We start from the raw sequence: 26,451 nt of genomic DNA, 5'->3' as shown, positions 1-26,451 counted from the left end.
ACAAAAAAACAATGAATTGATCTAACAACCATCATCATAAAAGCATGCAATTGCATCATTTAATAAGTTAAGTTCAAGTATACTAAACCAAACCCTTGTTAACTCAAATATTCTGCAATTTGAACCGCATTGGTTGCCGCTCCTTTGCGCAAATTATCGCTTACAATCCACATGTTTAGCGACTTGGGTTGTGATTCATCGCGCCGCAAACGACCCACAAAAACTTCATCTTTATTATGTGCATCCTTGGGCATGGGATATTTTAATTGTGTAATATCATCCACCACAACTACTCCGGGAAACGCACTTAAAATTTGCTTCACTTCGCTAATATCAAACTCTTTATCAAATTCAACATTTACACTTTCCGAATGTCCTCCCATTACCGGAATACGCACAGTGGTGCTGGTAACGCGCAAGCTATCGTCTCTCAAAATTTTTCGCGTTTCGTTAACCATTTTCATTTCCTCTTTGGTATAACCGTTATCTAAAAACACATCTATTTGAGGGATAACATTTAAATCAATTTTATACGGATAGGCCATATCACCATCAATGCCTGCACGTTCATTCATGAGCTGCGTAACCGCCTTCACCCCTGTGCCTGTAACCGATTGATAGGTAGAAACCACAATACGATTAATGTGATATTTTTTATGCAAAGGTGCCAAAACCATTACCATTTGAATAGTGGAGCAGTTGGGATTGGCAATTATTTTATCGCCTTGCGTAAGTACTTCTGCATTAATTTCCGGCACCACCAGTTGCTTATTAGGATCCATGCGCCAAGCCGATGAGTTATCAATTACGGTTGTTCCTGCTTCAGCAAATTTTGGCGCCCACTGTAAAGAAGTATTACCACCTGCCGAAAAAAGTGCAATGTGCGGTTTCATCGCAATTGCCTCCTCCATGCCGACCACAGGATACATTTTCCCGTTAAAATTCAATTTCTTTCCAATACTCCTTTCAGATGCTACCGGAATAAATTCCGAGACAGGAAATTTTCTTTCCTCCAAAATTTTAATCATCATTGTCCCCACTAATCCGGTGGCCCCTACAACTGCAACTTTCATGTTCGATTATCTTTGATTTAGTTAATTAAATAGGCTGTACTTTTAAAATCATATCAAAAATTGTGGACACTTTAATGGAATAATTAATCCAAATTTTAATTCCCAAAAAAAATCTTTCACAAAAATACTATATTTACCCTTCAAGCAACAGCAAGCAATGAAACGAATTCTACTTTTTTTTATTATTCTTCATCCTATTTGGGCATATTGCCAATTTTCAGATGATTTCACAGATGGCGATTTTATTTCCAATCCCACATGGCTTGGAAATACAGCCGATTGGACTATAACAACTGGACAGCTCAACAGCAATGGACCCGGAGTAACACCAACTACCATTTACCTATCTACGTCATCTGCTTTAGCACAAAACGCACAATGGGAATTTTTTGCCAACCCAAAACTGGCAACTTCATCCGGAAATTTTATAGATGTTTTTTTAGCAGCCGATTCTGCAAGCCTATTAACTGCCCAAAACGGCTATTTTGTTAGGCTCGGAAACACAAGCGATGATGTTTGCTTATATCAATTAGTGAATGGAACCGCTACATTAATTATTGATGGCCCGAATACCACACTTGCCAGTTCATCAAACAATCCTACCAAAGTAAGAGTAACACGCAATGCAAGCAATCTCTGGACCTTGGAAGCTGACTTTACAGGAACCGGCAGTGCCTACGCCGTGCAAGGAACGGTAACTAATTCGGCGGTTTCAACAGCTGCTTTTTTTGGAGTAAAAATCACTTATTCTGCTGCAAATTTTAACAAATATTTTTTTGATGATTTTACGGTTACACCGGTGGCTGTAGTTGATACAACAGCGCCAGATTTGCTGAGCGCAACCGTAATATCCGGCACTCAAGTTGATCTTTTATTTAGCGAAGCGCTTGATCCCATTTCTGCCCAAAACACAACGCATTATGCGGTCAACAATGGTATTGGTAGTCCGGCAAGCGCTGTAAGAGATGCATCAAGTTTAGAAGTTGTTCACCTTAGTTTTTTGAGCAGTTTCCCCAATGGAATTTTAGACTCTATTGTGGTGGACAGTATCCAGGATTTATTTGCAAACACATTAATTGCCGATACAACAACCTTTACTTATACTGCTGTTTTTGTTGCAGGATTTAAAGATGTAATTGTGAATGAAATAATGGCCGATCCCACACCTTTAGTAGGTTTGCCAAATGCAGAGTTTCTAGAAATTTTTAACCGAAGTGCTAACCCAATTGATTTGAATCAATGGAGTTTTACAGACAATCCGGTTGCTGCACCTGCTAATCTTGGAGCCTATGTGCTTCAACCCGATTCCTTTTTAATAATTTGTTCCAGCACGAATTTGGCTTTGTTTTCGGCTTACAGTAATGTTATGGGAGTTGCTTCTTTTCCATCACTTGTAAACAGTGGCAATCAAATTTACTTGAAAAACAATCTTGGAAATTTTATTGACTCGGTTGATTATTCGGATTCTTGGTATCAAAATACAACAAAGGCACAAGGTGGTTGGACTTTGGAATTAATCAATCCGAATTTGAGTGTGAACTGTGCACCCTCAGGGAACTGGATTGCTTCAATCGATTTGACGGGTGGTACTCCTGGTGCACAAAATTCTGTTTTTTCAATTGCTCCTGATGTTACCGCACCTTCGGCAATTAGCAGTATTGCAACGGATTCACTTCATGTTACTATCTGTTTTAGTGAGGCAATTGATGCTAGTCAAATTGCAAATACAGCGAATTATAGTATCAATAATGGAGTCGGAAATCCGTTATCTGTTGCTGCTAATGCCTCTTTAACTTGCGTTGATTTAACCTTAGGAACTAATCTTATTTCTCAACAAACCAACTCGCTCAGCTTTAGTAATATTAGTGATTGTTCGGGTAATAACATCAATCCGAATACCAGCAACTTCACTTATTTTGCGCCTGTTCCGGTTGCTCCAAAAGATATAATTATTACCGAAATTTATTCCAGTCCAAATGCGACTTCCGGTTTGCCCAATGCCGAGTACATTGAATTATTTAACCGCAGCAATGCTCCCATAAACCTTAACAATTGGAGTTTTCATGATGCCTTGCTTACGCTTACTCCCAATATTGGAAATTATGTTTTACAACCCGATTCCTTTGTGGTACTTTGCAGCAGCACTTCAGTTGCGCTGTTTGCGGGATTTCAAAATGTGTTGGGTATAACTTCCTTTCCTACCTTGAATAATAGTGGTGACCATATTTATTTGCGAAACGATGTAAGTACCATAATTGATTCGGTTTCTTACACTACTTCTTGGTACCACGATGCAACAAAAGCAGCAGGGGGTTGGAGTTTGGAATTAATTAATCCCGATGCAAATGTAACTTGTGCACCCGATGGAAACTGGAGTGCTGCCATTGACATTTCCGGTGGTACTCCCGGTTCACAGAACTCCATTTATTCGAATGCTCCTGATATTACAGCACCTGCAGTGATTAGCATTCTTGCTTCCGATTCATTACATGTAAGCATTTGCTTTAGTGAAGCCATTGATGCAGCACAAATTGCTATCAGCAGCAATTACAGCATCAATAATGGTATTGGCACACCAACTGCTGTAAGCGCTTATAATTCATTTTCATGTATTGATTTAACCGTTGGAACTAATTTTGTTTCACAGCAAATTAACACACTTAGTTTTACTAATCTAAGTGATTGTTCAGGAAATTTGCTCAGTCCTAACAGCATCAATTTTAGCTATTTTGCGCCGGTTGTGGCTGTCGCAAAAGATATAATCATTTCAGAAATATACTCGAGCCCAAATGCTACCTCGGGTTTACCCAATGCCGAATACATTGAACTTTTTAACCGCAGCAGCAATCCCATTAATTTAAACAATTGGAGTTTTCACGACAACATAAATGTGGTAACGCCCAACATTAGCAACTATATTTTAAAACCCGATTCCTTTGTGGTATTATGCAGCACTGCAAATGTTCCGCTATTTGCCGGAATTTCGAATGTGCTTGGGGTAAGTTCCTTTCCTGCGCTTAATAATTCGGGAGATAACATTTATTTGCGCAGCGATTTAGTTACGATTATCGACTCCGTGCCATATACTGTTTCTTGGTACAGGGATGCTGTAAAAGCAGCCGGAGGTTGGAGTTTAGAGCTAATTAATCCCAATGTTTCATTGAATTGCGCTCCGGCAGCCAATTGGATTGCTTCCACTAATCCAACCGGAGGAACACCCGGCGTTCAAAACTCAGTTTACTCAACACTTCCGGATATAACCGCACCCACCTTGCTGAGTATTTTTGCCGATGATTCTGTTCACGTAAGTATTTGTTTTAGTGAAGCTATTGATGCGAATCAAATAGGAATTCTTAGCAATTATACCATCAACAATGGAATTGGAAATCCAATTACTGTAGTGCCCAACAGCGATCTTACCTGTGTTACTTTAACCTTAGCAACAAGTCTAACCAGTCAACAACTCAACACGCTAAGCTTTACTTCAATAGGCGATTGCTCAGGAAATTTACTTATCAGCAATACTGTAAATTTCACCTATTTTGCTCCGGTATTGGCGAATTACAAAGATGTTATTATTAGCGAAATTTATGCTAGCAATAATCCTAGTTCGGGTTTGCCTAACGCCGAATATATTGAGTTATTTAACCGCAGCAACCATCCCATAAATTTAAACAATTGGAGCTTTCATGACGATATTCTTTCGCTAACCCCCAATTTAACAAATTACGTATTACTTCCCGATTCATTCGTGGTTATATGCAGCACTACAAATGCGGCCTTATTTGTAGGAATAACTAATGTGCTAGGTATTTCATCCTTCCCTTCCTTGAACAACACCGGTGATCATTTGTATTTGAGAGATGGATTGATTTCAATAATTGACTCTGTTCCTTATTCAGATACCTGGTACCAAGATGCTGTTAAAGCTGCCGGTGGTTGGAGCTTAGAGTTAATTAATCCTAACCTAAATGCATCTTGTGCTCCTACAGCCAACTGGATTGCCTCAAATGCCATTTTAGGCGGAACTCCGGGCGCCCTGAACAGCGTTTACTCAACCGCTCCTGACGTAATTGCCCCACAAATAATCAGTGCTTTTGCACTTGATTCTTTGCACGTATCGCTTTGTTTTAGTGAAGCTATTGATGCTTCCCAAATTTCTATTGCAAGCAATTATATGATTAATGGCTCAATCGGCAATCCAATAAATGTTTTGGCCAACAGCGATTTTACCTGTGTAAACTTAACACTAGGAATCGCATTATCTTCACAACAAACCTATACCATTACCGTTCCCACCCTTTCCGATTGCTCAGGTAATTTAGTAAGTCCTGCTAGCATTAATTTTGTGTATTACACACCTTACATTGCCCATCAAAAAGATATCATTATTACGGAAATTTACAGCAGTCCTACCACAACTTCCGGATTGCCCAATGCTGAATATATCGAACTTTATAACCGAAGCAACGAGCCAATTAATATTGGCGGATGGAGCATTAAAGACGATACCACCGGAACCATAAATATTACCAACTATATTTTATTTCCCGATTCCTTTGTGGTGTTAACCAGCACTTCAAATGTATTACTGTTCCCTACCAACATAGCGGTGTTTGGATTAAGTTCTTTTCCTTCATTGAACAATACCGGCGATCACATTTTCCTCAAAAACAATTTAGGCTTTTTGGTAGATGAAGTAAATTATTCGGATACTTGGTACCGCAATAACACTAAGAAAGCTGGAGGTTGGAGCCTTGAACTTATTGATATGGACTTTCTTTGTTACAACAAATTAAACTGGATTGCTTCTACCAACCCTAAAGGTGGAACACCGGGAAAACCTAATTCAGTGCTCGGTACATTTACCGATACAGAAGCACCAAGCCTGCTAAGGGCAATTGTTACTTCAAACAGTAGTGTAAAATTATTTTTTGATGAACCTGTGAGCTATGCGGCCTTAGTAGATATTAACACCTATACGTTTGACAATGGAATTGTTTTACCTTTCGGTACAAGCTTTACTTTAGACTCAGACTCAACCTCTGTGAATATTGTTTTACCAATTGCGATGCAGTTAAAAACAATTTACACCGTAACGGTTAATACGAACATAAAAGATTGTTCGGGCAATTCAATAAGCAATTACAATTCCGCACGCTTTGGATTGTGGGAAGAAGCAGAATACAACGATGTGGTTATAAACGAAGTTTTATTTGACCCAATTAGTGGTGGTACCGATTTTATTGAACTTTACAATCGTTCCACAAAAGTACTTGATTTGTCGCAGTTGATTCTATCTTCAAAAGACACTGTTACAAACGAATTAAAAAGCCTATATACTATTGCTCCCGGAACAGAAACCTACATGTTGCTTCCCGGCGAGTATCTTGTGCTTTCCGAAAATTCTGAAATTATAACCTATCAATATTATACTCCCAACCCCCGAGGTTTCTGGCAAATGCCTGGTATTCCATCTTTAAATATTTCGGATGGAACAGTGGTATTAAGTACGCCGCAACAAAAAATTATTGACGATTTGCATTATTATGATTCATGGCAATTCCCGCTATTGGTTTCTACCAAAGGCGTTTCGCTCGAGCGAATTAATTTTGATAGAAGTACACAGGATGGCTTAAATTGGCATTCAGCCTCACAAAATGTGGGCTTTGCAACTCCCTCGTATAAAAATTCACAATACACCGAAAATGCCAGTAGTGCAAATGATCAAGTAAGTATTGAACCGGAAGTTTTTTCGCCTGATAACGATGGATACCAAGATGTAGTAAACATTTCCTACAAAACAGATATTCCGGGATATGCAGGCAGTATCAGTATTTTTGACGATAAAGGTCGCCTTATCAGAAGTCTGGTAAAAAATGAATTATGGGGTAATGCCGGAACCTATTCGTGGGATGGAATTACGAACGATCGAGATAAAGCCCGAATAGGAATTTATGTAATATTGGTTGAGGTTTTTGATTTAAACGGGAATTCGCGTCAATACAAAAAGACCTGTGTGTTAGGAGCAAAATTATAATCTTGATTTTTAGTATGAATTACTTTGCCATTGCAGTTCTCCTTCGTATGTTTCATGTGCCGCTCATGGTATTTATTCCTTTTTTTGTGGGATTGATATTTTTGCTTTTAGGGATAAAAGATTTCAGAGAAGACGATGAAAACAATAGAAAAACACGACTCAAAAGACTCTACAAAGAAATTGCTAAATCAATCCTTTTTATGCTCACTTCTGTTTTTGTTTGGTTAGTTTTTTATTGAGATATGACAGCAATAACAAATGCTTTTACAGTTGATTTCGAAGATTGGTACCACGGTATTGAGCTTCCATTCAGCGATTGGAGCAATTATGAAAGACGCATTGAGAAAGGATTTTATCCGGTTTTCAATGCTTTGCAAAAGCACCAGGTTAAAGGAACTTTTTTTACCCTAGGTTGGGTGGCAAAAGAATATCCCAAATTAATAAAGGAATTGGCTGCTGCCGGTCACGAGCTTGCTTCACACGGCTATTCACACGAAAAAGTTTACAACCTAAGTCCGGAACAATTCCGCAAAGAAATTCGCGACACCAAGCACATCCTCGAAGATTTAACTGCACAAGAGGTAACCTGTTATCGCGCTCCCTTCTTTTCCATCACTTCACAAAGTTTATGGGCTTTGGAAATTCTGGCCGAAGAAGGCTACAAAATCGATTGCTCCATATCGCCCATTAAAACTTGGCGCTATGGCATTGCAAGTTGTCCGGATGAAATCTTTAAAATTAAAGAAGCTAACATCTTGGAATTTCCGGTATCCACTTTTACATACTTGCGCAAACGTTGGGCAATTGGTGGTGCCTATTTTCGACTCTTTCCCTATTCCTTCACCAACAATGGAATAAAAAAGCGAACCAAGAATGAAAAATACAACATGTTTTACATTCATCCTTGGGAATACGATCCCACACATCCTAAAATAAAAATTGAACGAAAAGCTCAATTCACCCACTATACACGTCTAAGCAAAACACTGCCTTCCACCGAAAAACTGCTTACGCATTTCAAATTTGGAACCGTGAGCGAAGTGGTAAAAAATTATCAAAAAAAACATGACATCAAAAGCATTGGGCTTAACGTTTTGCAGAGCTGAAGAAAAGGATCGTGAAGCGTTAATTCGGTTGATGGCAAAGGTGCTGCGTGACGGAGATTCGCTTCATGCCGATAAATACGACCTGCAAAAATGGATGTGGAAGTATTACCTTTTGCCGCATGCTGCGCCCCAAATTTACCTCTGCAAAGAAGGAGCAGCTATTCTTGGTTACTACCATTGCCCTGTTTATGTGGCGCAGTTAAACGGTATTAAAAAGAAAATTGCCATGGTGCAAGATGTGGGTGTAAGTGAAGCTGCCAGAGGAAAAGGCGTGTTTCGAAAACTCGCCGAATATGCGACCGAACAACTCTTGAAAAGTGATGTAAACATGATTTACACCTTTCCGAATGGAAAAAGCATTCACACGTTTTTAAAGTACAACGGATACACTAAAATTGAAACTTTCAGCACTTTTATTTTACCTGTAAAAATAGAAAATATTATTGCGGCAAAAATCAATTTCCTCAACATCCATAGAGTTATTGGAGTAGTTTCGGATTTTTTTTACAGCAGCAAAGTTCCATCCTTACAAGCTGATTATAAAATTGAATTGAAAGAAAAATTAAATCCTGAAATGGTCGATCTTTTTCTGGCTTTTAATACGCAGTTTAAAAACGCTTTGCTTCGCGATTACGATTACCTCCATTGGCGATACGAGGAAAAACCACATGGCACACCGCATTTTTTTTCAGCCACTAAAGATGGGGTTATGGTTGCTGCTGCCATTATTTCGATAGAAGATTTATTAGGAAGTAAAGCCGCAGTTGTACTCGATTTTGCAGGCAAGTCTCCAATAGATTTTGCTCAACTTATGGCGCACTTACGCAAAAACTGCAGTGTTTATTTTAAAGAAAAACTCGGTATGTTTTACACCTCCACCTCCAACACAAACAATGAGCTGTTTTTAAAAAGCGGTTTTCTAAAAATCCCCGAAAAGTTTAATCCCAGGGCCTTGCACTTGCTAGGTAAGAATGTAACCGAAAACGAAGCTGAGGTGCTCGCAGCAGCAAATTGGAATTTTACTTTAAGCGATTGGGATGTGTTGTAGCTTATTTGGATACAATTTCGAGACTAACTTTTGCCAAGCCACTCTTAATCATATTTAATTCCTGTGCTGCCGCTTTTGAAAGATCTATTGTTCTCTTAGAATGTTGAGGGAGGCGGTCATTTACTTTTACCACCACACTTTTTCGGTTCTTTAAATTGGTCACCTTAACGTAGGTTCCCAAGGGTAGCGTTTTATGCGCAGCAGTTAACTTTTGTTGCGAAAAAATTTCCCCGCTGGATGTTTTTCTACCTGCAAATTTGTTGTGATAATAACTTGCGCGACCAAAGGAAATGGAATCTGATTGGGAGTCTGTTTGTGCTATGGATCGGCCATTGCTAAGCAATAACATCCCCAAAATTGCCCCCGCTAATAGTTGAAAAAATTTTGCCATCCAATTCGAAATATTTTTCAAGATAGTAAATAAATCGAAAACAGTATTCACTTGCTTTTTTAGCGATGCCCCGTTTAATTTCCTATTTTTGCTGAACTGATAGTACAAAGCCAAATGAACCCCAATTTAGATCCTAGTAGTGCTGAATTTTCGAGTACCGAAAAGGAAATCGAAAAAGTATTGCGCCCTTCTCAATTTGACGATTTTATGGGTCAATTTAAGGTGGTGGACAATTTGCGGATATTTGTGGAAGCTGCAAAACAACGCAATGAATCACTCGATCATGTATTGCTGCATGGACCTCCCGGATTAGGAAAAACCACCTTAGCCAATATTATTGCCAATGATTTAGGAGTTAATATAAAAACTACGAGCGGCCCTGTGCTCGATAAACCGGGCGATTTAGCCGGATTGCTTACCAATTTGGAGGCAAACGATGTGTTGTTTATTGATGAAATTCACCGTTTAAGTCCGGTGGTAGAAGAATACCTGTATTCGGCCATGGAAGATTACCGGATCGATATCATGATTGACTCCGGTCCTAACGCACGAAGTGTTCAAATTAATTTAAATCCCTTTACCTTAATTGGTGCCACCACGCGCTCAGGTTTATTAACGTCCCCGCTCAGGGCGCGATTCGGAATCAATTCGAGACTGGAATATTATGATTCTAAATTATTAACCGGAATTGTTCAACGCTCCTGTGAAATTTTAAAAGTGGAGATTGATGAAATTGCTGCCTACGAAATTGCACGCAGGAGCAGGGGAACACCGCGTATTGCCAATGCACTGCTGCGCCGTACCCGCGATTTTGCACAAATAAAAGGCAACGGAAAAATTGATATGCACATTGCACAAATTGCACTCAATGCCTTAAATGTGGATAAAAACGGCTTAGATGAGATGGATATCCGAATTCTTACCGCCATTGTAGATAAATTTAAAGGGGGACCGGTTGGCATTACCACCATTGCAACAGCAGTTGGTGAAGAAGGAGATACCATAGAAGAGGTATATGAGCCTTTCCTTATTCAAGAAGGTTACCTCAAACGCACTCCTCGCGGACGAGAAGCAACCGAACTGGCTTACAAGCACTTAGGCAAAATCCCAAGACAAGATAAAGGGAGTTTGTTTGATACTGCTGTGTAATTTAAATGGTGCATTGATATATCCCATATTTATTCTAAAGAATAGAAGTCTCTCAGTTTTTGTAGTTTAAAAAAAAATTCTACCTTTGCCGTCCTTTTTGAAATAAGGAAACGGTGGGTTATTTAAGTCAATTTAAGATTTCGTTTTCGGGTTTAAGCCAAGGGCTGCACGAATTCAACTATACGATTGACAGTAAGTTCTTTGAAGAACCCGCGTTTAGTGGGTCAGATATTAAGAAAGCCAAGATTGATTTAACGGTCGAATTGCTAAAACAATCCGGTATGTTGGCACTCAAATTTAAGTTTAACAGCCAGGTTCAAGTAGAATGTGACCGTTGTTTAAATGAGAACTTTATCCCTGTGAAAGGGGAACAACAGCTTATCGTTAAGTTTGGCGAAGAACGAGAACATGACCCTAAAAATGAAGATGAAGTAATTGTGCTTCCGCCTTCGGAAACGGAGTTAGATATTGCACAATACATATATGAATACATGAATTTGCTGATGCCGCTTCAAAAAATTCCTTGCGAAATTTTGAACGATACCAGCCTGTGTAATCAGGAGGTAATAAAAAAGCTGAATCAGTTTCAGCAAGCGGAAAAAGAGAAAGAACAGGCTACAGACCCCCGTTGGGATGCCTTAAAAAATATTAGTTTAAAAAGTAAAAAGAGTAAATAGAATATCCATAATTATTAAAATAACGTAACATGCCACATCCCAAACACAAAATATCGAAATCGCGCAGAGACAAGAGAAGAACGCACGACAATGCAGTTCCAAGCACTTTATTTGTAGACAAAGCTACAGGTGATGTTTCCTTGTATCACCGAGTAAATACCGAAACCGGTATGTACCGCGGTAAAAAGGTAATGAAGGGAAGTAAAGAAGCGTAATTGTTTCGATGCTTTCACTAAATTTTAAAGATGCTCCCGGGCATCTTTCATTTTTTAAAACTGTTTCAGTGCTATGCGAATAGGTATTGACGCAATGGGTGGCGATTTTGCCCCGAAAGCAACCATTAGCGGGGCTATCCTCGCTCAAAAAGAATTTAATTCAGCGGCTATCAAAATAGTATTGGTAGGCGATGAAGCAATCATTAAAAAAACACTCCTTGAAGAAGGCGGTAATGCTGCACTCTTTGATATTGTTCACGCTCCCGATGTTATTGGGATGGGCGAACACCCCACTAAAGCCTTAGCACAAAAACCCAATTCCAGCATTGCGGTGGGCTTTTCACTTTTAAAACAAGGTAAATTAGATTCATTTGCCAGCGCCGGCAATACCGGTTCTATGCTGGTAGGGTCTATGTTTAGTGTAAAATCTATTTCCGGAGTTATTCGCCCTTGCATTACTTCTGTTTTACCAAAAGAAGATGGTGGCGTAGGTTTAATTTTAGATGTGGGTACAAATGCCGATTGCAAGCCCGATGTATTATATCAGTTTGGGATGCTCGGAAATATTTTAGCAAAAAGTGTGTACAAAATTGACAATCCAAAAGTGGGCTTATTAAATATCGGCGAAGAAGCCGAAAAAGGAAATTTAGTAAGCCAAGCTGCGCATGCCTTAATGAAAGACTCCACTCATTTTAATTTTATTGGAAATGTGGAAGGGCGCGATCTTTTTAGCAGCGCAGTAGATGTTATTGTGTGCGATGGATTTACCGGCAATGTGGTGCTAAAAGAAGCGGAAGCCTTTTATACCTTAATCAAAAAACGCGGAAGAAGCGATGAATTTTTTGATCGTTTTAACTATGAAAACTACGGCGGAACCCCCATTTTAGGCGTGAATGCCAATGTGTTGATAGGACACGGAATATCTAATCCCATTGCGATTAAAAACATGTTGCTGCTCAGCAAAGATGTTATTAACGCCAAACTTCCTGAAAAAATTAAGGAGGCTTTTAATTAATTCGCTCCTCAATTTAGATTACTCCTTTTTCAGCAAAGCATCCCATCCCTGCGCGGTTATTGGATACAAAGCTCCATTGCGGGCAATTAAATTGGCTCCGGCCGATTGTGCTGTCATGTGGCCAATGATGGTAAAATTGGGATTCCCTTTCAGTTTGTCGTAGTCTTTTAAATCGATGGTAAAAAGCAATTCATAATCCTCGCCCCCACTAAGTGCACACACGGTTGGATCTAAATTAAATTCGCGTGCCATATTGATGGTGGTGGGATCGAGCGGAATTTTTTCTTCATACAAATTACAGCCAACTTTTGAGGATTCACAGAGGTGCAAAACTTCGGAAGATAAGCCATCCGATATATCAATCATGGAGGTGGGCAATACATCTAATTTTTTTAAGAGTTCGGGCACATCCATCCTGGCTTCTGGCTTTAGCTGCCGCTCCAAAATATAATCATTCCCCTCCAAATCGGGTTGAATTTTAGGATTTGCTTTATACACTTCCTTTTCTCGCTCCAGCAATTGCAAGCCCACATAAGCTCCACCCAAATCGCCAGAAACTACAAGTAAATCGCTTTCTTTTGCCGTATCTCTTCGAACAATATCTTTAGCATCCACCTCACCAATAGCTGTTACACTAATTACTAATCCTGAGGTCGAACTGGTAGTATCTCCACCTACCACATCCACATTGCATTTGGCACAGGCTAAATATATTCCTTCATATAATTCCTCCAATGCTTCTACCGAAAAACGATTCGACATGGCAATCGAAACCGTTATTTGTCGTGGCGTGGCATTCATGGCATACACATCCGAAAGGTTTACCATCACCGATTTGTAGCCCAAATGTTTTAGCGGCACATACATCAAATCAAAATGAACACCTTCTACCAGCATATCCGTAGTTACTACAGTTTGCTTGTTCTTGTAGTCAATAACTGCACAATCGTCGCCCACTCCCAAAATTGAGCTTTCATTTTTTAAAACAATATTTTTTGTCAGGTGTTTAATAATTCCAAATTCACCCAATTCACTTAACTCGGTTCTACTGTTATTTTCTGCCATGGCGCAAAAGTAATTTTTTTTAGTATCCCAAAAATCACAAAACTTTGTCAAATCAGTTATTTGATGCCTGTTTGATTTGCTGCTCTACCTTTTTTTAGGTATTTTTGTGGAGCATTTAGATTTAATCTAAATAAGGTAAGGGGCTTATGGGCATTGAAGGAGCGGATTTGAAACGTCCAAATGGCCTTTGTTTAGTACATTTTAACACGAAATGAACATGATAACAGTATCAGAAAATGCAAAACAACATGCATTAACATTAATGAAAAATGAAAACCGTCCCGAAGGAACATTTATTCGTGTAGGTGTGGAAGGCGGCGGTTGCTCCGGATTGTCATACAAATTAGAATTCGACAACCAAAAACGCGAAGGTGACCAGATTTTTGAGGATAAAGGAATTCAAATTACAGTCGATAAAAAAAGTTTCTTGTACTTGATAGGAACCGAATTGGACTATACCGGCGGTTTAAACGGAAAAGGATTTGTGTTTAATAATCCAAATGCCAGCAGAACCTGCGGATGTGGTGAAAGTTTTAGTGTTTAACTCAATTGAGCTAATTGTGCCGAAATTAATTATTCATCCATCTGCCAACCTTGCTTCCATTGAGGAAAGACGCTTAAACGAAAATCTTTTACTAAGTCCGAAGCAGCGAATTGAGAAACTATTTTTGCTGATTGAAACAGCTCAGGCATTTAGCAAAAAGCCGTTGAAACAACCACAAGCAAAAGGCCTGGTGTTACGTGTGAAAAGATGAATGTATTAAATGAAGAGCTTGCAACTTTTTTTTATTTGCTCAACAAGCATGAAGTAAAATATTTATTGGTTGGGGGTGTAGCCGTTAACTATTATGGTTACTCTCGAACAACAGGCGATGTGGATGTGTGGTTAGAAGATAGTATAGAGAATCGACAGCACTTAGTAAACGCACTTAAAAATTATGGTGTAGAAAGTGCAGAATTATTTCTTGAACATCCTTTATTGGCTGGTTTTTCGGAGATATTATTAGATAACGGAATTTATATTGATTTGATGAGCGACTTGCAATTTGTGCATCAAAGTGAATTTAAGCAGAGTTATGATTTGTGTGAGAAATATGAATTAACACACACTATTAAAGTAAATGTAATTCATATTAACACCTTGATTCGAGAGAAAGAACAATCGAAAAGAGCAAAGGATATAGAAGATACAGCACAACTAAAAAAGATTAAGGAACATTTAAATTAGCAATGGGCGGATCGCAAATAGTAATTACCTTATAACGAACTAAAAACCGCCCACTGCAAACTGATTAAAAAATGGCAAACGAACTATTTGAGGAAATTTCGCAAAGTGAGTACAAGTATGGCTTTGTGACAGATATAGAGGCCGACAATGCGCCCAAGGGTTTGAGCGAAGACATTGTTCGTTTTATCTCTAAAAAGAAAAATGAGCCGGAATTTATGTTGGAATACCGATTAAAGGCATTTCGACACTGGCAAAAAATGAAAGAGCCCACCTGGGCGCATGTGCATTATCCTGAAATTAATTTTCAAGAAATTATTTATTATTCAGCACCCAAGCAAAAAGTAAGCTTAAATAGTTTGGATGAAGTAGACCCCGAAATTCTTAAAACATTCGAAAAGCTTGGAATCTCGCTCGAAGAACAAAAAAGATTAAGCGGAGTGGCGGTGGATTTTGTAATGGATAGTGTTTCAGTTAAGACATCGTTTAAAGAAAAATTAGCGGAGTTGGGAATTATCTTTTGTTCTTTTGGTGAAGCCGTGCAAGAGCATCCCGAGCTGATTAAAAAATACATGGGAACGGTTGTGCCCTATACCGACAATTTTTACGCAGCACTTAATTCAGCTGTGTTTACCGATGGTTCATTTTGCTACATTCCCAAAGGGGTGCGTTGTCCGATGGAGCTTTCCACTTATTTTAGAATTAATTCTGCCGGAACTGGTCAGTTCGAAAGAACCTTGATTGTTGCTGATGAGGATGCTTATGTGAGTTACCTCGAAGGTTGCACCGCTCCTATGCGCGACGAAAATCAATTGCATGCAGCGGTTGTTGAAATCATATCGCACCGCAATGCAGAGGTGAAATATAGCACCGTTCAAAACTGGTATCCCGGCGATAAAAACGGGAAAGGTGGTATTTATAATTTTGTTACAAAACGTGGAATTTGCCTCGATACCAATTCAAAAATATCCTGGACACAGGTAGAAACCGGCTCAGCAATAACTTGGAAATACCCAAGTGTTATATTAAAAGGAGATAATTCGGTAGGAGAATTTTATTCGGTTGCCGTAACCAATAACTTTCAGCAAGCGGATACCGGAACAAAAATGATTCATCTGGGAAAAAATTCAAGAAGTACGATTATCAGCAAAGGTATTTCGTGTGGCAAGAGCAACAACAGTTACAGAGGCTTAGTTCGAATTGCTAAAGGTGCAGATAAAGCACGTAATTTTTCCCAATGCGATAGTTTACTGATGGGCGATAAATGTGGTGCGCATACTTTTCCCTATATCGAAATCAATAACAAAACCGCAATCGTAGAGCACGAAGCAACCACCTCGAAAGTGGGCGAAGACCAAATTTTTTATTGCAAGCAACGTGGAATTGACACAGAAAAAGCAATTGGATTAATTGTGAATGGGTATTGTAAAGATGTGTTTAATCAATTGCCCATGGAGTTTGCAGTAGAAGCACAAAAATTATTAAGTGTGAGTTTAGAAGGCAGTGTTGGATAAACCGGCATAGCATTAACAAATAGAATAAAAACAACATGTTATCAATTAAGAATTTACAAGCGAAAGTAGAGGGTAAGCAAATATTAAACGGAATAAACTTGGAAGTGAAAGCCGGTGAAGTGCATGCCATTATGGGCCCAAACGGTTCCGGCAAAAGCACCTTGGCAGCAGTATTGGCAGGGCGTTCCGAATATGAAGTAACCGGAGGTGAAGTTATTTTTAAAGGCAACAATTTATTGGAAATGGATCCTGAGATAAGGGCTAGAGAAGGCGTTTTTCTTGCCTTTCAGTATCCTGTTGAAATTCCGGGAGTGAGCAATATTAATTTTTTAAAAACTGCCATTAATTCCATTCGCGAGCACAAAGGCCTTGCTGCTATTGAAGCAAAAGAGTTTTTAAAAACGGTAAAAGAAAGACAAAAATTGGTTGAACTGGATGGAAAATTAGCAAATCGCAGCGTGAACGAAGGGTTTAGCGGTGGTGAAAAAAAACGCAACGAAATTTTTCAAATGGCCATGTTAGAGCCGAGTTTGGCTATTTTAGATGAAACGGATAGCGGTTTGGATATTGATGCCTTGCGCATTGTAGCAAATGGAGTAAACAAACTGAAAACAAATGAAAACGCGACCATTGTTGTAACCCATTACCAGCGCTTACTCGATTATATAATTCCTGATTTTGTGCATGTATTATACAAAGGAAAAATTGTGAAATCGGGAGGCAAAGAATTAGCGCTCGAGTTGGAGGAGAAGGGATATGACTGGATTAAAGAAGAACTAGGAGAAATTGCAAATGCATAATTTAACTTTATCATGATGCCCAAATCGAAAGCATTTTTAACCGGAAAAAAGATTTCTTCAAGAGAGGAATGGGAAACTAATTTCGAAGATTGGATGAGCAGAACAGAAGGAGAGAGATTAACTGCAATTGAAATATTAAGACAGCAATACCTCGAACTTTTCGGTAAATCGAAGCATGTTGATATGACTGTTTTTGGATTGAGGAAATAAAATGTTGACTAAGCACTTCAAAGAGTTTATAGAACTTCTCAATTTTCACAAAGTTGACTATTTAATAGTTGGAGGTTACGCAGTTGGTTTTCATGGACACCCAAGATATACAGGTGATTTAGACATTTGGATAAAAATTTCCGAACAAAATGCGGAACGAATGATGCTTGTTTTAAATGAATTTCCGGCACCGAAAAATTTGTTTGTGAAAGCCGATTTTTTATCTGAAACACCTTTGTCTGGTGGTTTTTTTGGAAATGAACCATTTCGAATTGATATTTTAAATTCAATCGATGGAGTCTTATTTGATGAGTGTTTTCCAAATGCTCAAAAGTTTAATTTTGAGGGTACTGATTTATATTTTATTCATTATAATGATTTAAAAAAAAATAAGTTAAGTACAAGTAGATTGAAGGATAAAGCAGATATTGAAGAGTTGGAAAAAAGAAGAAATAAAAGAAACTAATTAAGTTATGATACCCACATTGACAACAGCAAGTTTAACCAATACTATTAGCGCTGCTTTTGAAAATCATTTGGCAAAAATGCCTGCAAACTCTGCCATTCGCAACAAACGCGTGCTGGCGATGGAGCATTTTTTGAAGCTTGGAATACCGGATAAAAAGAACGAAGAATACAAATACTCGAATGCAAAATCATTTTTAAATGATAGTTTTAAATTAGAAGCGGTAGGAAAAGTAAACCTTCCCACCAAACGATTCAAAAAGCTTATTCCCTTAAAAAATGCCCATGTTATTGTGTTAATTAACGGCATTTTTTCAGCCGAACATTCTCAACTCATTCCAACCGACAGCAGTATTTTTATCAGCAATTTAGCCGCTATTTATGCTTCGCAAAAAGATGTAATCGAAACCCATTTTGCAAATTATGCCGATTCTTCCACTGATGCTTTTATTGCGCTCAACACTGCATTGGCAAAGGATGGAGCTTATATTCGAATTGCGCAAAATACAACTGTAAATGAACCGGTACACATCATTAATTTAATTTCAAGTACTGAGAACTACCTCGCGAATACACGCAATTTGATTATAGTTGAAAAAGGGGCAAAGGTGGATATTCTCGAAACCTTTGTGAGTTTAGATTCAAATTGCAATGAAAAATTATTTACCAATCACCTGAGTGAACTCATCATCGAAGAAAATGCCCAAGTCGGTTATTGCCGCATTCAGGCAGAAGAAAAAAATGCTTCACAAGTTAATACTACCCAAGTAATTCAGCTAAAAGGCAGTTTATTTAATACGTATACCTATTCCCTTAGCGGAGAATTCCTGCGCAACAACCTCAACATTGTTTTGGATGCTGAAAATTGCGAAACACACCTTTACGGCTTGTATTTACCGCGCCACAAGGAGCATTTCGACAACCATACTTTAGTGGACCACCGTAAGCCAAACTGCTTCAGCAATGAGTTGTATAAAGGAATTATGAGCGATGCATCAACTGCGGTTTTCAATGGAAAAATTTTTGTTCGTCCGGATGCGCAAAAAACAAATGCATTTCAATCCAATAAAAATATGTTATTGGGCAACGATGCCAGCATCAACACAAAACCTCAGCTCGAAATTTATGCCGATGATGTAAAATGCAGTCATGGCACCAGCACCGGCCGGATGGATGAAGAAGCCATGTTTTACCTTCGCTCACGTGGAATTGGTGAAGAAAGTGCAAAAAATTTGCTGATGCACGCTTTCGCGGAAGAAGTAGTAAATGCCATTCAGTTTGAGCCTTTAAGAACCTATATTGAATCTTTGATTGTTAACCGATTTGCATAAGCATTCGAATACATGTCTAAAACACTAGAGCAAACCATTCCGGTTTTTGATGTTTCCCGCATTCGTAAGGATTTTCCTTTGCTGGATGTTAAGGTACATGGAAAACCATTAGTGTATTTAGACAATGGCGCAACTGCTCAAAAACCGCAACAGGTAATTGATGCAATTACAACCTATTATGCTGCTCAAAATGCAAACGTGCACCGTGGTGTGCATACCCTGAGTCAGGAAGCAACTGTACTGTACGATGCGGCTCGAAATTGCGTTCAAAAACAGTTAAATGCTGCCTCGGCCCATGAAATTATATTTACCAAAGGCACTACCGACGGCATAAATTTATTGGCTGCCACTTTTGAAAATAATTTTATTCGCTCCGGTGATGAAGTAATCATTTCAGAAATGGAGCATCACTCCAATATTGTTCCTTGGCAAATCTTGTGTGAAAAAGTTGGGGCTGAACTTAAGGTGATTCCCATAAACGATGCCGGTGAACTAATTCAAGATGCTTATCAAACACTTTTTACTCCAAAAACCAAATTGGTTGCAATCACGCATGTTTCCAATACTTTGGGTTCTATAAACCCGGTGAAAGAAATGATTGCGTTTGCGCATGAACGTGGTGCTTTAGTTTGTTTAGATGGCGCACAAGCAGTTCCACACATGAAGGTGGATGTGCAAGACTTGGATTGCGATTTTTATGTTTACAGCGCGCACAAATTATTTGGACCCACAGGAATGGGTGTATTGTATGGAAAAGAAAAATGGTTAACGAAATTGCCTCCTTATCAAAGCGGCGGTGGAATGATAAAAACGGTTTCCTTTCAAAAAACCGAATATGCCGATTTACCCCACAAGTTTGAAGCAGGAACACCGCATATTGAGGGTGCCATTGGTTTAGCAGCGGCAATTCAGTATGTGGAGGAACTTGGATACGCAAATATTCAAAAACACGAACACGAATTGCTTGTATATGCAACTGAAAAACTGAGCGCAATTAATGCTGTTCGAATTATTGGAACCGCAGCGCATAAAGCAGCTGTTGTTTCATTTGTGGTAGAAGGCACACATCCATTTGATGTGGGCACCTTGCTCGATAAAATGGGAATTGCAGTGCGCACCGGACACCATTGCAATCAACCCTTGATGCAACGATTTGGGATACCCGGAACAGTGCGTGCTTCATTTGCTTTTTACAATTCAATAGAAGAAGTGGATGCATTAGTGGAGGGAGTTAAAAAAGCTATTAAAATGTTGTTATGAGTATTGAGGAAACGGAACAGGAAATAATTGAAGAGTTTGAGTTGTTTGAGGAGGATTGGGAAGGTAAATACGAGCATCTAATTGAGTTGGGTAAATCCTTGCCATTGATTGATGCGAAATACAAAACACCCGATAAATTAATAAAGGGTTGTCAATCACAAGTGTGGTTACACAGCGAAAATTTGGATAATAAAATTGAATACACTGCAGATAGTGACGCCATAATAACAAAGGGTTTAGTAGCACTAATGATTCGGGTTTTAGGTGGACATACTGCAGCAGAAATTGTGGCGGCAAAATTAGATTTTATTGATAAGATTGGATTAAAAGAGCACCTCTCCCCTACTCGAAGCAATGGCTTACTGAGTATGGTGAAACAAATGAAATTAGATGCCTTGGCATTGAATAAACAATAAGCATGGGAGCAATAATAAATACCGAAAACAAAGAACTTGCCGATAAGGTAATCGACACTTTAAAAACCATTTATGATCCTGAAATTCCGGTGGATATTTGGGAGCTTGGTTTGATTTATGAAGTGAATATTAATGCTGAAAATGAGGTGTTGGTAAAAATGACACTCACCTCTCCATCATGCCCGGTAGCAGAAACACTTCCTCCCGAAACAGAACAAAAAATTGCAGAAGTGGAAGGCGTGCGCAAATCAAAAGTTGAAATCACTTTTGAACCACCTTGGGAAAAAAGCATGATGAGCGAAGTAGCACAGTTAGAGTTAGGATTTATGTAAGAATAAATTTACAAATGAGCTATAAATTAATAACCAAGTATTCGCTTCATTTTAATTTGAAACAAAATTGTCTTTGTACTTTGTACTAACATCTTTGTACTAGCATAAAAATGGATATCACCAATAAAGTTAGCACAAGCGCTTTAGTAACAATAGATCTGGAGGAATTTTATCCGGCCGGAGAACGTGTTTTGTTAGATATAAAAGATCAACTTTACCAAGGTTTGATGTTGCGCGAAAAAGAGTTCAGAGAATTCATAAAAACTAGCGATTGGAGCACTTACCAAAATAAATACGTAGCCATACATTGCAGCGCCGATGCCATTATTCCCACTTGGGCTTTTATGCTGGTGGCAAGCGCGCTGGAGCCATTTGCAAAAAATTATGTGTTCGGAAATTTGGAGCAATTGGAAACAGTTTTGTATCATGACCTTTTGTCGAAACTCGATCTCAAGCCATATAAAGATGCCAGAATTGTAATAAAAGGATGTGGGAAATTACCGGTACCAACGGCTGCCTATGTTGAAATGATGCGCTTGCTGCGTCCGATTGCCAAGAGCATCATGTATGGTGAACCATGCTCTACCGTTCCGCTTTATAAGCAAGTAAAATAAAATCTCATTTTTTTGTTTTTACGAGACTTCCTTCATACGCTATAAGCGCATCGGCTATCTGCTTAGCGGCACAAGGAAAAGAAGTAGAAATAATTTTATTAATATTCACTATTGTATTGGCAAAGTGGCATTTGGCAATCCCCCCACATAGCTCCTCTCCCTTTTTGTTAAGTATAGAATAATGAATGCGCAATTCCCTTTCATACGTATCGTTTTGCAATTGCATCACATCCGTAAAACTATTTTTTAGCTCAAATTGATTTACAAACAAAAAGTTTTCCGCCCCAAAACGCTCATTTAATTTCTCTAATAGCGTGCTATCAACTAACACTGTCTTCATGTACCTTTCTATGGTGTCGCGCACCGTATACACTTCGCCATCTTTAATTCGTGCATCCTTTTGTGGAGCCTTTTTGGTGGGAACAACTGTGGAAAGAAGCTTGTCCTTTTTTGTTTGAGCTCTCTTGATAGGCGTATACAAAAATGTAATACCGGAATAAATGTTTACTAACTCATTCACTTGCGCGCTCGTTTCATCGTGCAAAACAGATTGTGTTTCATTTTTTAGTTGCACAGCATTCTCAAGTGTGCGGTCAAAATTGATTCTGAATTTTTCTACAATTTGCGGCTGACTCAATTGATTGACACGCCCAATTTCACGGTCCATGTCGCTCATGTACAAATCCGGTTCAAAGGGAATGATTAGGGTTTTTTTGTGTACAGAAGTATCCGCTTGTCCTATTCCAATAGTGCTATCTTGGGCTCTAAGCACCGTCGATAGTGCAAAACAAAGTGATAGAAAAAGAATAGACTTCTTCATAAACGGAATTTTTGCAAATCTAAATAAACAACAAATTAGTTAAGCTCAGGGTTTATCTTTATTGAAATAAGCGGATAATGTCGTTTCCGTTCGCGAAAAGCAACAAAGCAAATAATAAAATCATTCCTGCGGTTTGCGCGTATTCCATAAATTTTTCATTCGGTTTTCTTCTGGTAATTACTTCCCAAAGAAGAAACATTACGTGGCCTCCATCTAATGCCGGAATAGGCAACAAATTCATAATGGCTAATACTATCGATAGAAATGCTGTTAAATTCCAAAAGCGTTGCCAATCCCATACGGGTGAAAATATTTTACCCATGGTAATAAATCCACCCAATGATTTATAAGCTTTTGTTTCGGGTGAAAAGATGAGTTTAAATTGTTTAATGTAATCGTCGAACGTATGATATGCTTTACTGAATCCTGCAGGTACGGCATCTATCATGCTGTAATCAATTTTCTTAAATTCAAGATACGTATCGAAACTCTTGAGCGTAAAGCCAATTAAACCCTCTTCCGGAACAGCAACATTGGCAGTAGTTTCAACGCCATTACGTATTAATTTAACCGCAATGGTTTGGTTTTTATGTTTCTGTAATTCAGCACGGAACTGATCAAAATAGGGGGTTTGCAAGCTATCTATCCCAATAATCTTATCGCCTTTAAGCAATCCTGCTTTTAGTGCCGGCGAACCCGGTGCAAGTTCTTCAATTTCGATGGTTTGTCGTGGTGCAATAAAACTTCCTTGCGATTTTATTAAAACACTTGTAAATCCGGGAGGAATAATAATATCCAAATTTTTTCCTTCTCGTTCTACACTAACTGATTTAGCTTGATTAAAAATTATTTCGGCAGGTATTTTGGCAAAATTATCTACCACTTTATGATCAACCGCCAAAATTTTATCGCCATTTTGCAAGCCCATTTCAAATGCAGCTGAATCGCAAGCAATACCATATTTTAAATTTTGGGTAGGCAAGTATTCTTCGCCCCAATAAGCAAGGATGCAGATGTAAATAAATACACCCAATATTGCATTTACGGTAACACCGCCTAGCATAATAATTAAGCGTTGCCAGGCTGGTTTACTTCTAAATTCCCAAGGTTGAGGAGGCAAGGCCATTTGTTCCTTATCCATGCTCTCATCAATCATTCCCGAAATTTTCACATATCCACCTAAAGGCAACCATCCAATTCCATATTCTGTATCCCCCTTTTTTGTTTTGAAAAGCGAGAACCATGGATCAAAGAAAAGATAGAATTTTTCAACTCTTGTCTTAAAGAGTTTTGCGGGTATAAAATGTCCCAACTCATGCAGAACAACAAGTATAGAGAGACTTAATATTAACTGAGCAGCTTTAATCAGAATTTCCATTTCGTAAATTTAGTACGCGTATTTTTTTTGCAAGGCGCAAAGGTAAGTCTTTGTTCGCGAACTTTATGCCTCTTAAAAACTTTAACAAAGATTGGGCAATCCCTAAATTAGTTGTAAAGCCAAGGTGCGAGCCTCTTTGTCGCTGTTTACATAGTCTTCATAACTGGGCTTTGTTACAAAAGTTGCTTTTGCCATGCAGGTTTCAATGACATCCGACATTCCCAAAAATGAGATTTTATCTTTTAAAAACGCGTCAACCACCACCTCGTTTGCGGCATTAATAATACAGGGCATGTTGCCTCCTTTTTCCAATGCACTGTAGGCTAAGGCCAGGTTTTTAAAGGTTTTAGTATCTGCCTTTTCAAAGGTCAGACTGGGGTAGTTCATGAAATCAAATCGAGGGAAATCAGATTTCAATCGAGAAGGATAAGCCAAAGCATATTGAATGGGCAATTTCATATCCGGCAATCCCATTTGCGCTTTCATGCTGCCATCTTGAAATTGAACAATACTGTGCAGAATAGATTGAGGATGTACAATTACATCAATTTGTTCGGTCTTTAATCCAAATAACCATTTCGCTTCAATCACTTCCAAACCTTTGTTCATAAGACTTGCAGAATCGATTGTAATTTTTGTTCCCATATCCCAATTCGGATGCTTGAGTGCTTGCTCCTTTTTTACGGTAGCTAAAAAATCCTTGTCCTTTCCTCTAAACGGTCCTCCGGAAGCTGTTAAATAAATTTTTTCAAGTGGATTGTGAAATTCACCAACTAAACATTGAAATATTGCAGAATGCTCCGAATCAACCGGATAAATATTTACTGCATTTTCCTTTGCAAGGCTTGTTACCAAATCGCCGGCTACAACCAGTGTTTCCTTATTGGCCAAAGCAATTTGTTTTCCGGCCCTTATTGCTGCTAGAGTTGGTTTTAATCCGGCATAGCCAACGAGTGCGGTCAATACCATGTCGATGCTTTCCATTTGCACTACTTGAGCCAAGGCATCCAAACCTGAATACACTTTTATATCACGTTTTTGCAATGCATCCAAAACAAATTGTCTTTTGCTTTCGTCACCAATCACCACACAGTTTGGATTATATTCAATTGCTTGCTGAATCAGTAAATCAGCATTATTTTGGGCACTCAATACCTCAACTTCAAAGGATTGTGGATTGGCTTTAATTACATCCAATGCCTGTGTACCAATAGAACCGGTGCTGCCCAGAATCGCTACTTTCTTTTTCTCTTCCAAAATATCCGTTTTAATTAAAACTCATGTATTCCTGAGGGTCAACAGGTAGTCCATTGAACCAAAGTTCAAAATGCAAATGCGTACCGCTGGTTAGTTCTCCCGAATTTCCAATAATGGCAATGGCTTCACCGGCATTCACTTTGTCGCCCACTTTTTTCAAGAGCACAGAGTTGTGTTTATAAATACTCACTAAATTATTTTCATGCTGCACCTGAATCACGTATCCGGTTTCGGATGTCCAAGTGGCAAGAATCACAGTACCATCTAAGGTTGCTTTAATTGCTTCGTTTTCGGGAGCTGTTATATCCACACCATAGTGAGATATACCGGATTTGTAAGAATCTGTAACAACACCTTTCAAAGGAACAAAAAAGAAAAAATTTCGAATACCGCTTTTTGCTTTGCTTTCTTCTCCGAGCGCTAGGCTGTACTTGCTTTGGGATTCAATTTCAGCGCGCATCATAGAGTCTTCAAAAGAACCCGAGAGTGTTAGTTTTTCGTACTTCTTTGTACTGTCTTTTGCTGTTGGATTTATTTTGGGATTTTGCTTTTTATCGTTGAGGATATCCGCAAAATTTGAAATGTTCATTTCGCGATTTTGTAATTCTTGATCCAAGGAATCCACACGCAAAGCCAAGGTTTTAATGTTTTTACGCATGTTCACATCGGCATAACCCGGAATGTATTCTCTAAGTGAGGTAAAAGCAATGATGTAGGAAACAAGCACAATCAAAAATAAAGCAAGGGTACCTACAAAAACAAAAACATTCAAGGGCGACAGCACAAACGAGGCCTTCTCTTCGAAGGTTTCATCGTTCATGATAACCAGTCGAAATTTGTTTTTTATCCGGTAAAAAAAACGTTGTTCCTTTTTCTTTTTTTCTTGCTCTGCCATGCACTGCCTTTCAGGGAAGGCAAATATCTTAAAAAAAACAATCCCTGCTAGTGCTAGAATAGTTATGAAGCACAACTGGTCCAAAGCCTATTTTAAACCAAAACTATAGTAGAAGCCTTATTAAATGCACTTTCATGCGTGTTTTACCAAAAAAT

The 26,451-nt window shown here is 38.7% G+C and carries 27 protein-coding genes; 20 read left to right on the top strand and 7 right to left on the bottom strand.

The genetic code is table 11. The features are described from left to right. Positions 1 to 98 precede the first annotated feature (98 nt). Positions 99 to 1,073, bottom strand: a complete 975-nt coding sequence (locus IPP32_04155; GenBank protein MBL0047274.1) for an aspartate-semialdehyde dehydrogenase — start codon at positions 1,071 to 1,073, stop codon at positions 99 to 101. Positions 1,074 to 1,230: 157 nt separating this feature from the next. Between IPP32_04155 and IPP32_04150 the strand changes: the two genes are divergently transcribed. Genes IPP32_04150 through IPP32_04135 form a run of 4 tightly spaced genes read left to right on the top strand, consistent with a single transcriptional unit; the run spans position 1,231 to position 9,267 of the window. After that, positions 1,231 to 7,113, top strand: coding sequence for a lamin tail domain-containing protein (locus tag IPP32_04150; protein ID MBL0047273.1), 5,883 nt, complete (start codon positions 1,231 to 1,233; stop codon positions 7,111 to 7,113). A gap of 14 nt (positions 7,114 to 7,127) precedes the next feature. Further along, a complete protein-coding gene (locus IPP32_04145; GenBank protein MBL0047272.1) occupies positions 7,128 to 7,352 on the top strand; it encodes a hypothetical protein in 225 nt (74 codons plus the stop codon). Positions 7,353 to 7,355: 3 nt separating this feature from the next. Beyond that, positions 7,356 to 8,219 (top strand): DUF3473 domain-containing protein, encoded by an 864-nt coding sequence (locus tag IPP32_04140; protein MBL0047271.1) that lies wholly within the window; start codon positions 7,356 to 7,358, stop codon positions 8,217 to 8,219. After that, positions 8,179 to 9,267, top strand: coding sequence for a GNAT family N-acetyltransferase (locus tag IPP32_04135; GenBank protein MBL0047270.1), 1,089 nt, complete (start codon positions 8,179 to 8,181; stop codon positions 9,265 to 9,267). The genes IPP32_04140 and IPP32_04135 overlap by 41 nt, the downstream gene beginning before the upstream one ends. Before the next feature lies 1 nt (position 9,268). Here IPP32_04135 and IPP32_04130 read toward each other — a convergent pair whose 3' ends face one another. Further along, positions 9,269 to 9,658 carry a septal ring lytic transglycosylase RlpA family protein gene (locus IPP32_04130; protein ID MBL0047269.1) on the bottom strand — a complete coding sequence of 130 codons (390 nt, stop codon included), beginning with the start codon at positions 9,656 to 9,658 and terminating at the stop codon, positions 9,269 to 9,271. Between the two features lie 114 nt (positions 9,659 to 9,772). On the opposite strand from IPP32_04130, the gene ruvB reads away from it, so the two are divergent. The 4 genes from ruvB (at position 9,773) to plsX (ending at position 12,714) form a co-directional block, all read left to right on the top strand. Further along, a complete protein-coding gene (gene ruvB / locus IPP32_04125) occupies positions 9,773 to 10,807 on the top strand; it encodes a Holliday junction branch migration DNA helicase RuvB (protein MBL0047268.1) in 1,035 nt (344 codons plus the stop codon). A gap of 113 nt (positions 10,808 to 10,920) precedes the next feature. Continuing rightward, on the top strand, positions 10,921 to 11,484 hold the full coding sequence (locus IPP32_04120; protein MBL0047267.1) for a DUF177 domain-containing protein: 564 nt from the start codon (positions 10,921 to 10,923) through the stop codon (positions 11,482 to 11,484). Between the two features lie 29 nt (positions 11,485 to 11,513). Continuing rightward, positions 11,514 to 11,699 carry a 50S ribosomal protein L32 gene (gene rpmF, locus IPP32_04115; protein ID MBL0047266.1) on the top strand — a complete coding sequence of 62 codons (186 nt, stop codon included), beginning with the start codon at positions 11,514 to 11,516 and terminating at the stop codon, positions 11,697 to 11,699. A gap of 73 nt (positions 11,700 to 11,772) precedes the next feature. After that, complete coding sequence (plsX, locus tag IPP32_04110; GenBank protein ID MBL0047265.1) at positions 11,773 to 12,714, top strand: phosphate acyltransferase PlsX; 942 nt, start codon at positions 11,773 to 11,775, stop codon at positions 12,712 to 12,714. 18 nt (positions 12,715 to 12,732) lie between these two features. On the opposite strand, the gene thiL is transcribed toward plsX, so the two are convergent. Beyond that, positions 12,733 to 13,779 carry a thiamine-phosphate kinase gene (gene thiL / locus IPP32_04105; protein ID MBL0047264.1) on the bottom strand — a complete coding sequence of 349 codons (1,047 nt, stop codon included), beginning with the start codon at positions 13,777 to 13,779 and terminating at the stop codon, positions 12,733 to 12,735. Between the two features lie 217 nt (positions 13,780 to 13,996). On the opposite strand from thiL, the gene IPP32_04100 reads away from it, so the two are divergent. The 12 genes from IPP32_04100 (at position 13,997) to IPP32_04045 (ending at position 21,946) form a co-directional block, all read left to right on the top strand. Further along, complete coding sequence (locus IPP32_04100) at positions 13,997 to 14,323, top strand: iron-sulfur cluster assembly accessory protein (protein ID MBL0047263.1); 327 nt, start codon at positions 13,997 to 13,999, stop codon at positions 14,321 to 14,323. Beyond that, positions 14,280 to 14,534: a hypothetical protein gene (locus tag IPP32_04095; GenBank protein MBL0047262.1), complete on the top strand. Its 255-nt coding sequence runs from the start codon at positions 14,280 to 14,282 to the stop codon at positions 14,532 to 14,534. Before IPP32_04100 ends, IPP32_04095 begins: the two co-directional genes overlap by 44 nt. Further along, positions 14,531 to 15,007: a hypothetical protein gene (locus IPP32_04090; protein ID MBL0047261.1), complete on the top strand. Its 477-nt coding sequence runs from the start codon at positions 14,531 to 14,533 to the stop codon at positions 15,005 to 15,007. The genes IPP32_04095 and IPP32_04090 overlap by 4 nt, the downstream gene beginning before the upstream one ends. A gap of 71 nt (positions 15,008 to 15,078) precedes the next feature. Then, the gene (sufB, locus tag IPP32_04085; GenBank protein MBL0047260.1) at positions 15,079 to 16,518 is read left to right on the top strand and encodes a Fe-S cluster assembly protein SufB; all 1,440 of its coding nucleotides are present in this window, start codon (positions 15,079 to 15,081) and stop codon (positions 16,516 to 16,518) included. A 35-nt stretch (positions 16,519 to 16,553) separates the two neighbouring features. Further along, positions 16,554 to 17,318 (top strand): Fe-S cluster assembly ATPase SufC, encoded by a 765-nt coding sequence (gene sufC, locus IPP32_04080; protein ID MBL0047259.1) that lies wholly within the window; start codon positions 16,554 to 16,556, stop codon positions 17,316 to 17,318. 12 nt (positions 17,319 to 17,330) lie between these two features. Further along, a complete protein-coding gene (locus IPP32_04075; protein MBL0047258.1) occupies positions 17,331 to 17,528 on the top strand; it encodes a hypothetical protein in 198 nt (65 codons plus the stop codon). Between the two features lies 1 nt (position 17,529). Then, a complete protein-coding gene (locus IPP32_04070) occupies positions 17,530 to 17,994 on the top strand; it encodes a hypothetical protein (protein ID MBL0047257.1) in 465 nt (154 codons plus the stop codon). A 7-nt stretch (positions 17,995 to 18,001) separates the two neighbouring features. Beyond that, on the top strand, positions 18,002 to 19,324 hold the full coding sequence (sufD, locus tag IPP32_04065) for a Fe-S cluster assembly protein SufD (protein ID MBL0047256.1): 1,323 nt from the start codon (positions 18,002 to 18,004) through the stop codon (positions 19,322 to 19,324). A gap of 12 nt (positions 19,325 to 19,336) precedes the next feature. After that, positions 19,337 to 20,584: a cysteine desulfurase gene (locus tag IPP32_04060; protein ID MBL0047255.1), complete on the top strand. Its 1,248-nt coding sequence runs from the start codon at positions 19,337 to 19,339 to the stop codon at positions 20,582 to 20,584. Then, the gene (locus tag IPP32_04055) at positions 20,581 to 21,000 is read left to right on the top strand and encodes a SufE family protein (protein ID MBL0047254.1); all 420 of its coding nucleotides are present in this window, start codon (positions 20,581 to 20,583) and stop codon (positions 20,998 to 21,000) included. The genes IPP32_04060 and IPP32_04055 overlap by 4 nt, the downstream gene beginning before the upstream one ends. A gap of 2 nt (positions 21,001 to 21,002) precedes the next feature. After that, entirely contained in the window at positions 21,003 to 21,332 is a 330-nt protein-coding gene (locus IPP32_04050) for a DUF59 domain-containing protein (protein MBL0047253.1), read from the top strand. 110 nt (positions 21,333 to 21,442) lie between these two features. Then, positions 21,443 to 21,946, top strand: a complete 504-nt coding sequence (locus IPP32_04045; GenBank protein MBL0047252.1) for a DUF2480 family protein — start codon at positions 21,443 to 21,445, stop codon at positions 21,944 to 21,946. Positions 21,947 to 21,950: 4 nt separating this feature from the next. On the opposite strand, the gene IPP32_04040 is transcribed toward IPP32_04045, so the two are convergent. The 4 genes from IPP32_04040 to IPP32_04025 form a co-directional block, all read right to left on the bottom strand. Further along, positions 21,951 to 22,766 carry a hypothetical protein gene (locus IPP32_04040; protein MBL0047251.1) on the bottom strand — a complete coding sequence of 272 codons (816 nt, stop codon included), beginning with the start codon at positions 22,764 to 22,766 and terminating at the stop codon, positions 21,951 to 21,953. A gap of 58 nt (positions 22,767 to 22,824) precedes the next feature. Next, positions 22,825 to 24,144, bottom strand: a complete 1,320-nt coding sequence (rseP, locus tag IPP32_04035; GenBank protein ID MBL0047250.1) for an RIP metalloprotease RseP — start codon at positions 24,142 to 24,144, stop codon at positions 22,825 to 22,827. A gap of 102 nt (positions 24,145 to 24,246) precedes the next feature. Then, positions 24,247 to 25,401 carry a 1-deoxy-D-xylulose-5-phosphate reductoisomerase gene (locus IPP32_04030; GenBank protein ID MBL0047249.1) on the bottom strand — a complete coding sequence of 385 codons (1,155 nt, stop codon included), beginning with the start codon at positions 25,399 to 25,401 and terminating at the stop codon, positions 24,247 to 24,249. 10 nt (positions 25,402 to 25,411) lie between these two features. Then, a complete protein-coding gene (locus IPP32_04025; GenBank protein MBL0047248.1) occupies positions 25,412 to 26,296 on the bottom strand; it encodes a M23 family metallopeptidase in 885 nt (294 codons plus the stop codon). Positions 26,297 to 26,451: the final 155 nt, after the last annotated feature.

The sequence above is a fragment of the Bacteroidota bacterium genome (genome assembly GCA_016721765.1).
Taxonomy (GTDB): Bacteria; Bacteroidota; Bacteroidia; order UBA4408; family UBA4408; genus UBA4408.
Note: the sequence above shows the minus strand (reverse complement) of the source record. Positions and strands in the feature narration are given on the sequence as shown.

What these genes read in the sequence shown, in the direction of transcription:
- IPP32_04155 (MBL0047274.1), bottom strand. Translation starts at nt 1,073, where the DNA reads ATGAAAGTTGCAGTTGTAGGGGCCACCGGATTAGTGGGGACAATGATG.
- IPP32_04150 (MBL0047273.1), top strand. Translation starts at nt 1,231, where the DNA reads ATGAAACGAATTCTACTTTTTTTTATTATTCTTCATCCTATTTGGGCA.
- IPP32_04145 (MBL0047272.1), top strand. Translation starts at nt 7,128, where the DNA reads ATGAATTACTTTGCCATTGCAGTTCTCCTTCGTATGTTTCATGTGCCG.
- IPP32_04140 (MBL0047271.1), top strand. Translation starts at nt 7,356, where the DNA reads ATGACAGCAATAACAAATGCTTTTACAGTTGATTTCGAAGATTGGTAC.
- IPP32_04135 (MBL0047270.1), top strand. Translation starts at nt 8,179, where the DNA reads ATGACATCAAAAGCATTGGGCTTAACGTTTTGCAGAGCTGAAGAAAAG.
- IPP32_04130 (MBL0047269.1), bottom strand. Translation starts at nt 9,658, where the DNA reads ATGGCAAAATTTTTTCAACTATTAGCGGGGGCAATTTTGGGGATGTTA.
- ruvB (MBL0047268.1), top strand. Translation starts at nt 9,773, where the DNA reads ATGAACCCCAATTTAGATCCTAGTAGTGCTGAATTTTCGAGTACCGAA.
- rpmF (MBL0047266.1), top strand. Translation starts at nt 11,514, where the DNA reads ATGCCACATCCCAAACACAAAATATCGAAATCGCGCAGAGACAAGAGA.
- plsX (MBL0047265.1), top strand. Translation starts at nt 11,773, where the DNA reads ATGCGAATAGGTATTGACGCAATGGGTGGCGATTTTGCCCCGAAAGCA.
- thiL (MBL0047264.1), bottom strand. Translation starts at nt 13,779, where the DNA reads ATGGCAGAAAATAACAGTAGAACCGAGTTAAGTGAATTGGGTGAATTT.
- IPP32_04100 (MBL0047263.1), top strand. Translation starts at nt 13,997, where the DNA reads ATGATAACAGTATCAGAAAATGCAAAACAACATGCATTAACATTAATG.
- IPP32_04095 (MBL0047262.1), top strand. Translation starts at nt 14,280, where the DNA reads ATGCCAGCAGAACCTGCGGATGTGGTGAAAGTTTTAGTGTTTAACTCA.
- IPP32_04090 (MBL0047261.1), top strand. Translation starts at nt 14,531, where the DNA reads ATGAATGTATTAAATGAAGAGCTTGCAACTTTTTTTTATTTGCTCAAC.
- sufB (MBL0047260.1), top strand. Translation starts at nt 15,079, where the DNA reads ATGGCAAACGAACTATTTGAGGAAATTTCGCAAAGTGAGTACAAGTAT.
- sufC (MBL0047259.1), top strand. Translation starts at nt 16,554, where the DNA reads ATGTTATCAATTAAGAATTTACAAGCGAAAGTAGAGGGTAAGCAAATA.
- IPP32_04075 (MBL0047258.1), top strand. Translation starts at nt 17,331, where the DNA reads ATGATGCCCAAATCGAAAGCATTTTTAACCGGAAAAAAGATTTCTTCA.
- IPP32_04070 (MBL0047257.1), top strand. Translation starts at nt 17,530, where the DNA reads ATGTTGACTAAGCACTTCAAAGAGTTTATAGAACTTCTCAATTTTCAC.
- sufD (MBL0047256.1), top strand. Translation starts at nt 18,002, where the DNA reads ATGATACCCACATTGACAACAGCAAGTTTAACCAATACTATTAGCGCT.
- IPP32_04060 (MBL0047255.1), top strand. Translation starts at nt 19,337, where the DNA reads ATGTCTAAAACACTAGAGCAAACCATTCCGGTTTTTGATGTTTCCCGC.
- IPP32_04055 (MBL0047254.1), top strand. Translation starts at nt 20,581, where the DNA reads ATGAGTATTGAGGAAACGGAACAGGAAATAATTGAAGAGTTTGAGTTG.
- IPP32_04050 (MBL0047253.1), top strand. Translation starts at nt 21,003, where the DNA reads ATGGGAGCAATAATAAATACCGAAAACAAAGAACTTGCCGATAAGGTA.
- IPP32_04045 (MBL0047252.1), top strand. Translation starts at nt 21,443, where the DNA reads ATGGATATCACCAATAAAGTTAGCACAAGCGCTTTAGTAACAATAGAT.
- IPP32_04040 (MBL0047251.1), bottom strand. Translation starts at nt 22,766, where the DNA reads ATGAAGAAGTCTATTCTTTTTCTATCACTTTGTTTTGCACTATCGACG.
- rseP (MBL0047250.1), bottom strand. Translation starts at nt 24,144, where the DNA reads ATGGAAATTCTGATTAAAGCTGCTCAGTTAATATTAAGTCTCTCTATA.
- IPP32_04025 (MBL0047248.1), bottom strand. Translation starts at nt 26,296, where the DNA reads ATGGCAGAGCAAGAAAAAAAGAAAAAGGAACAACGTTTTTTTTACCGG.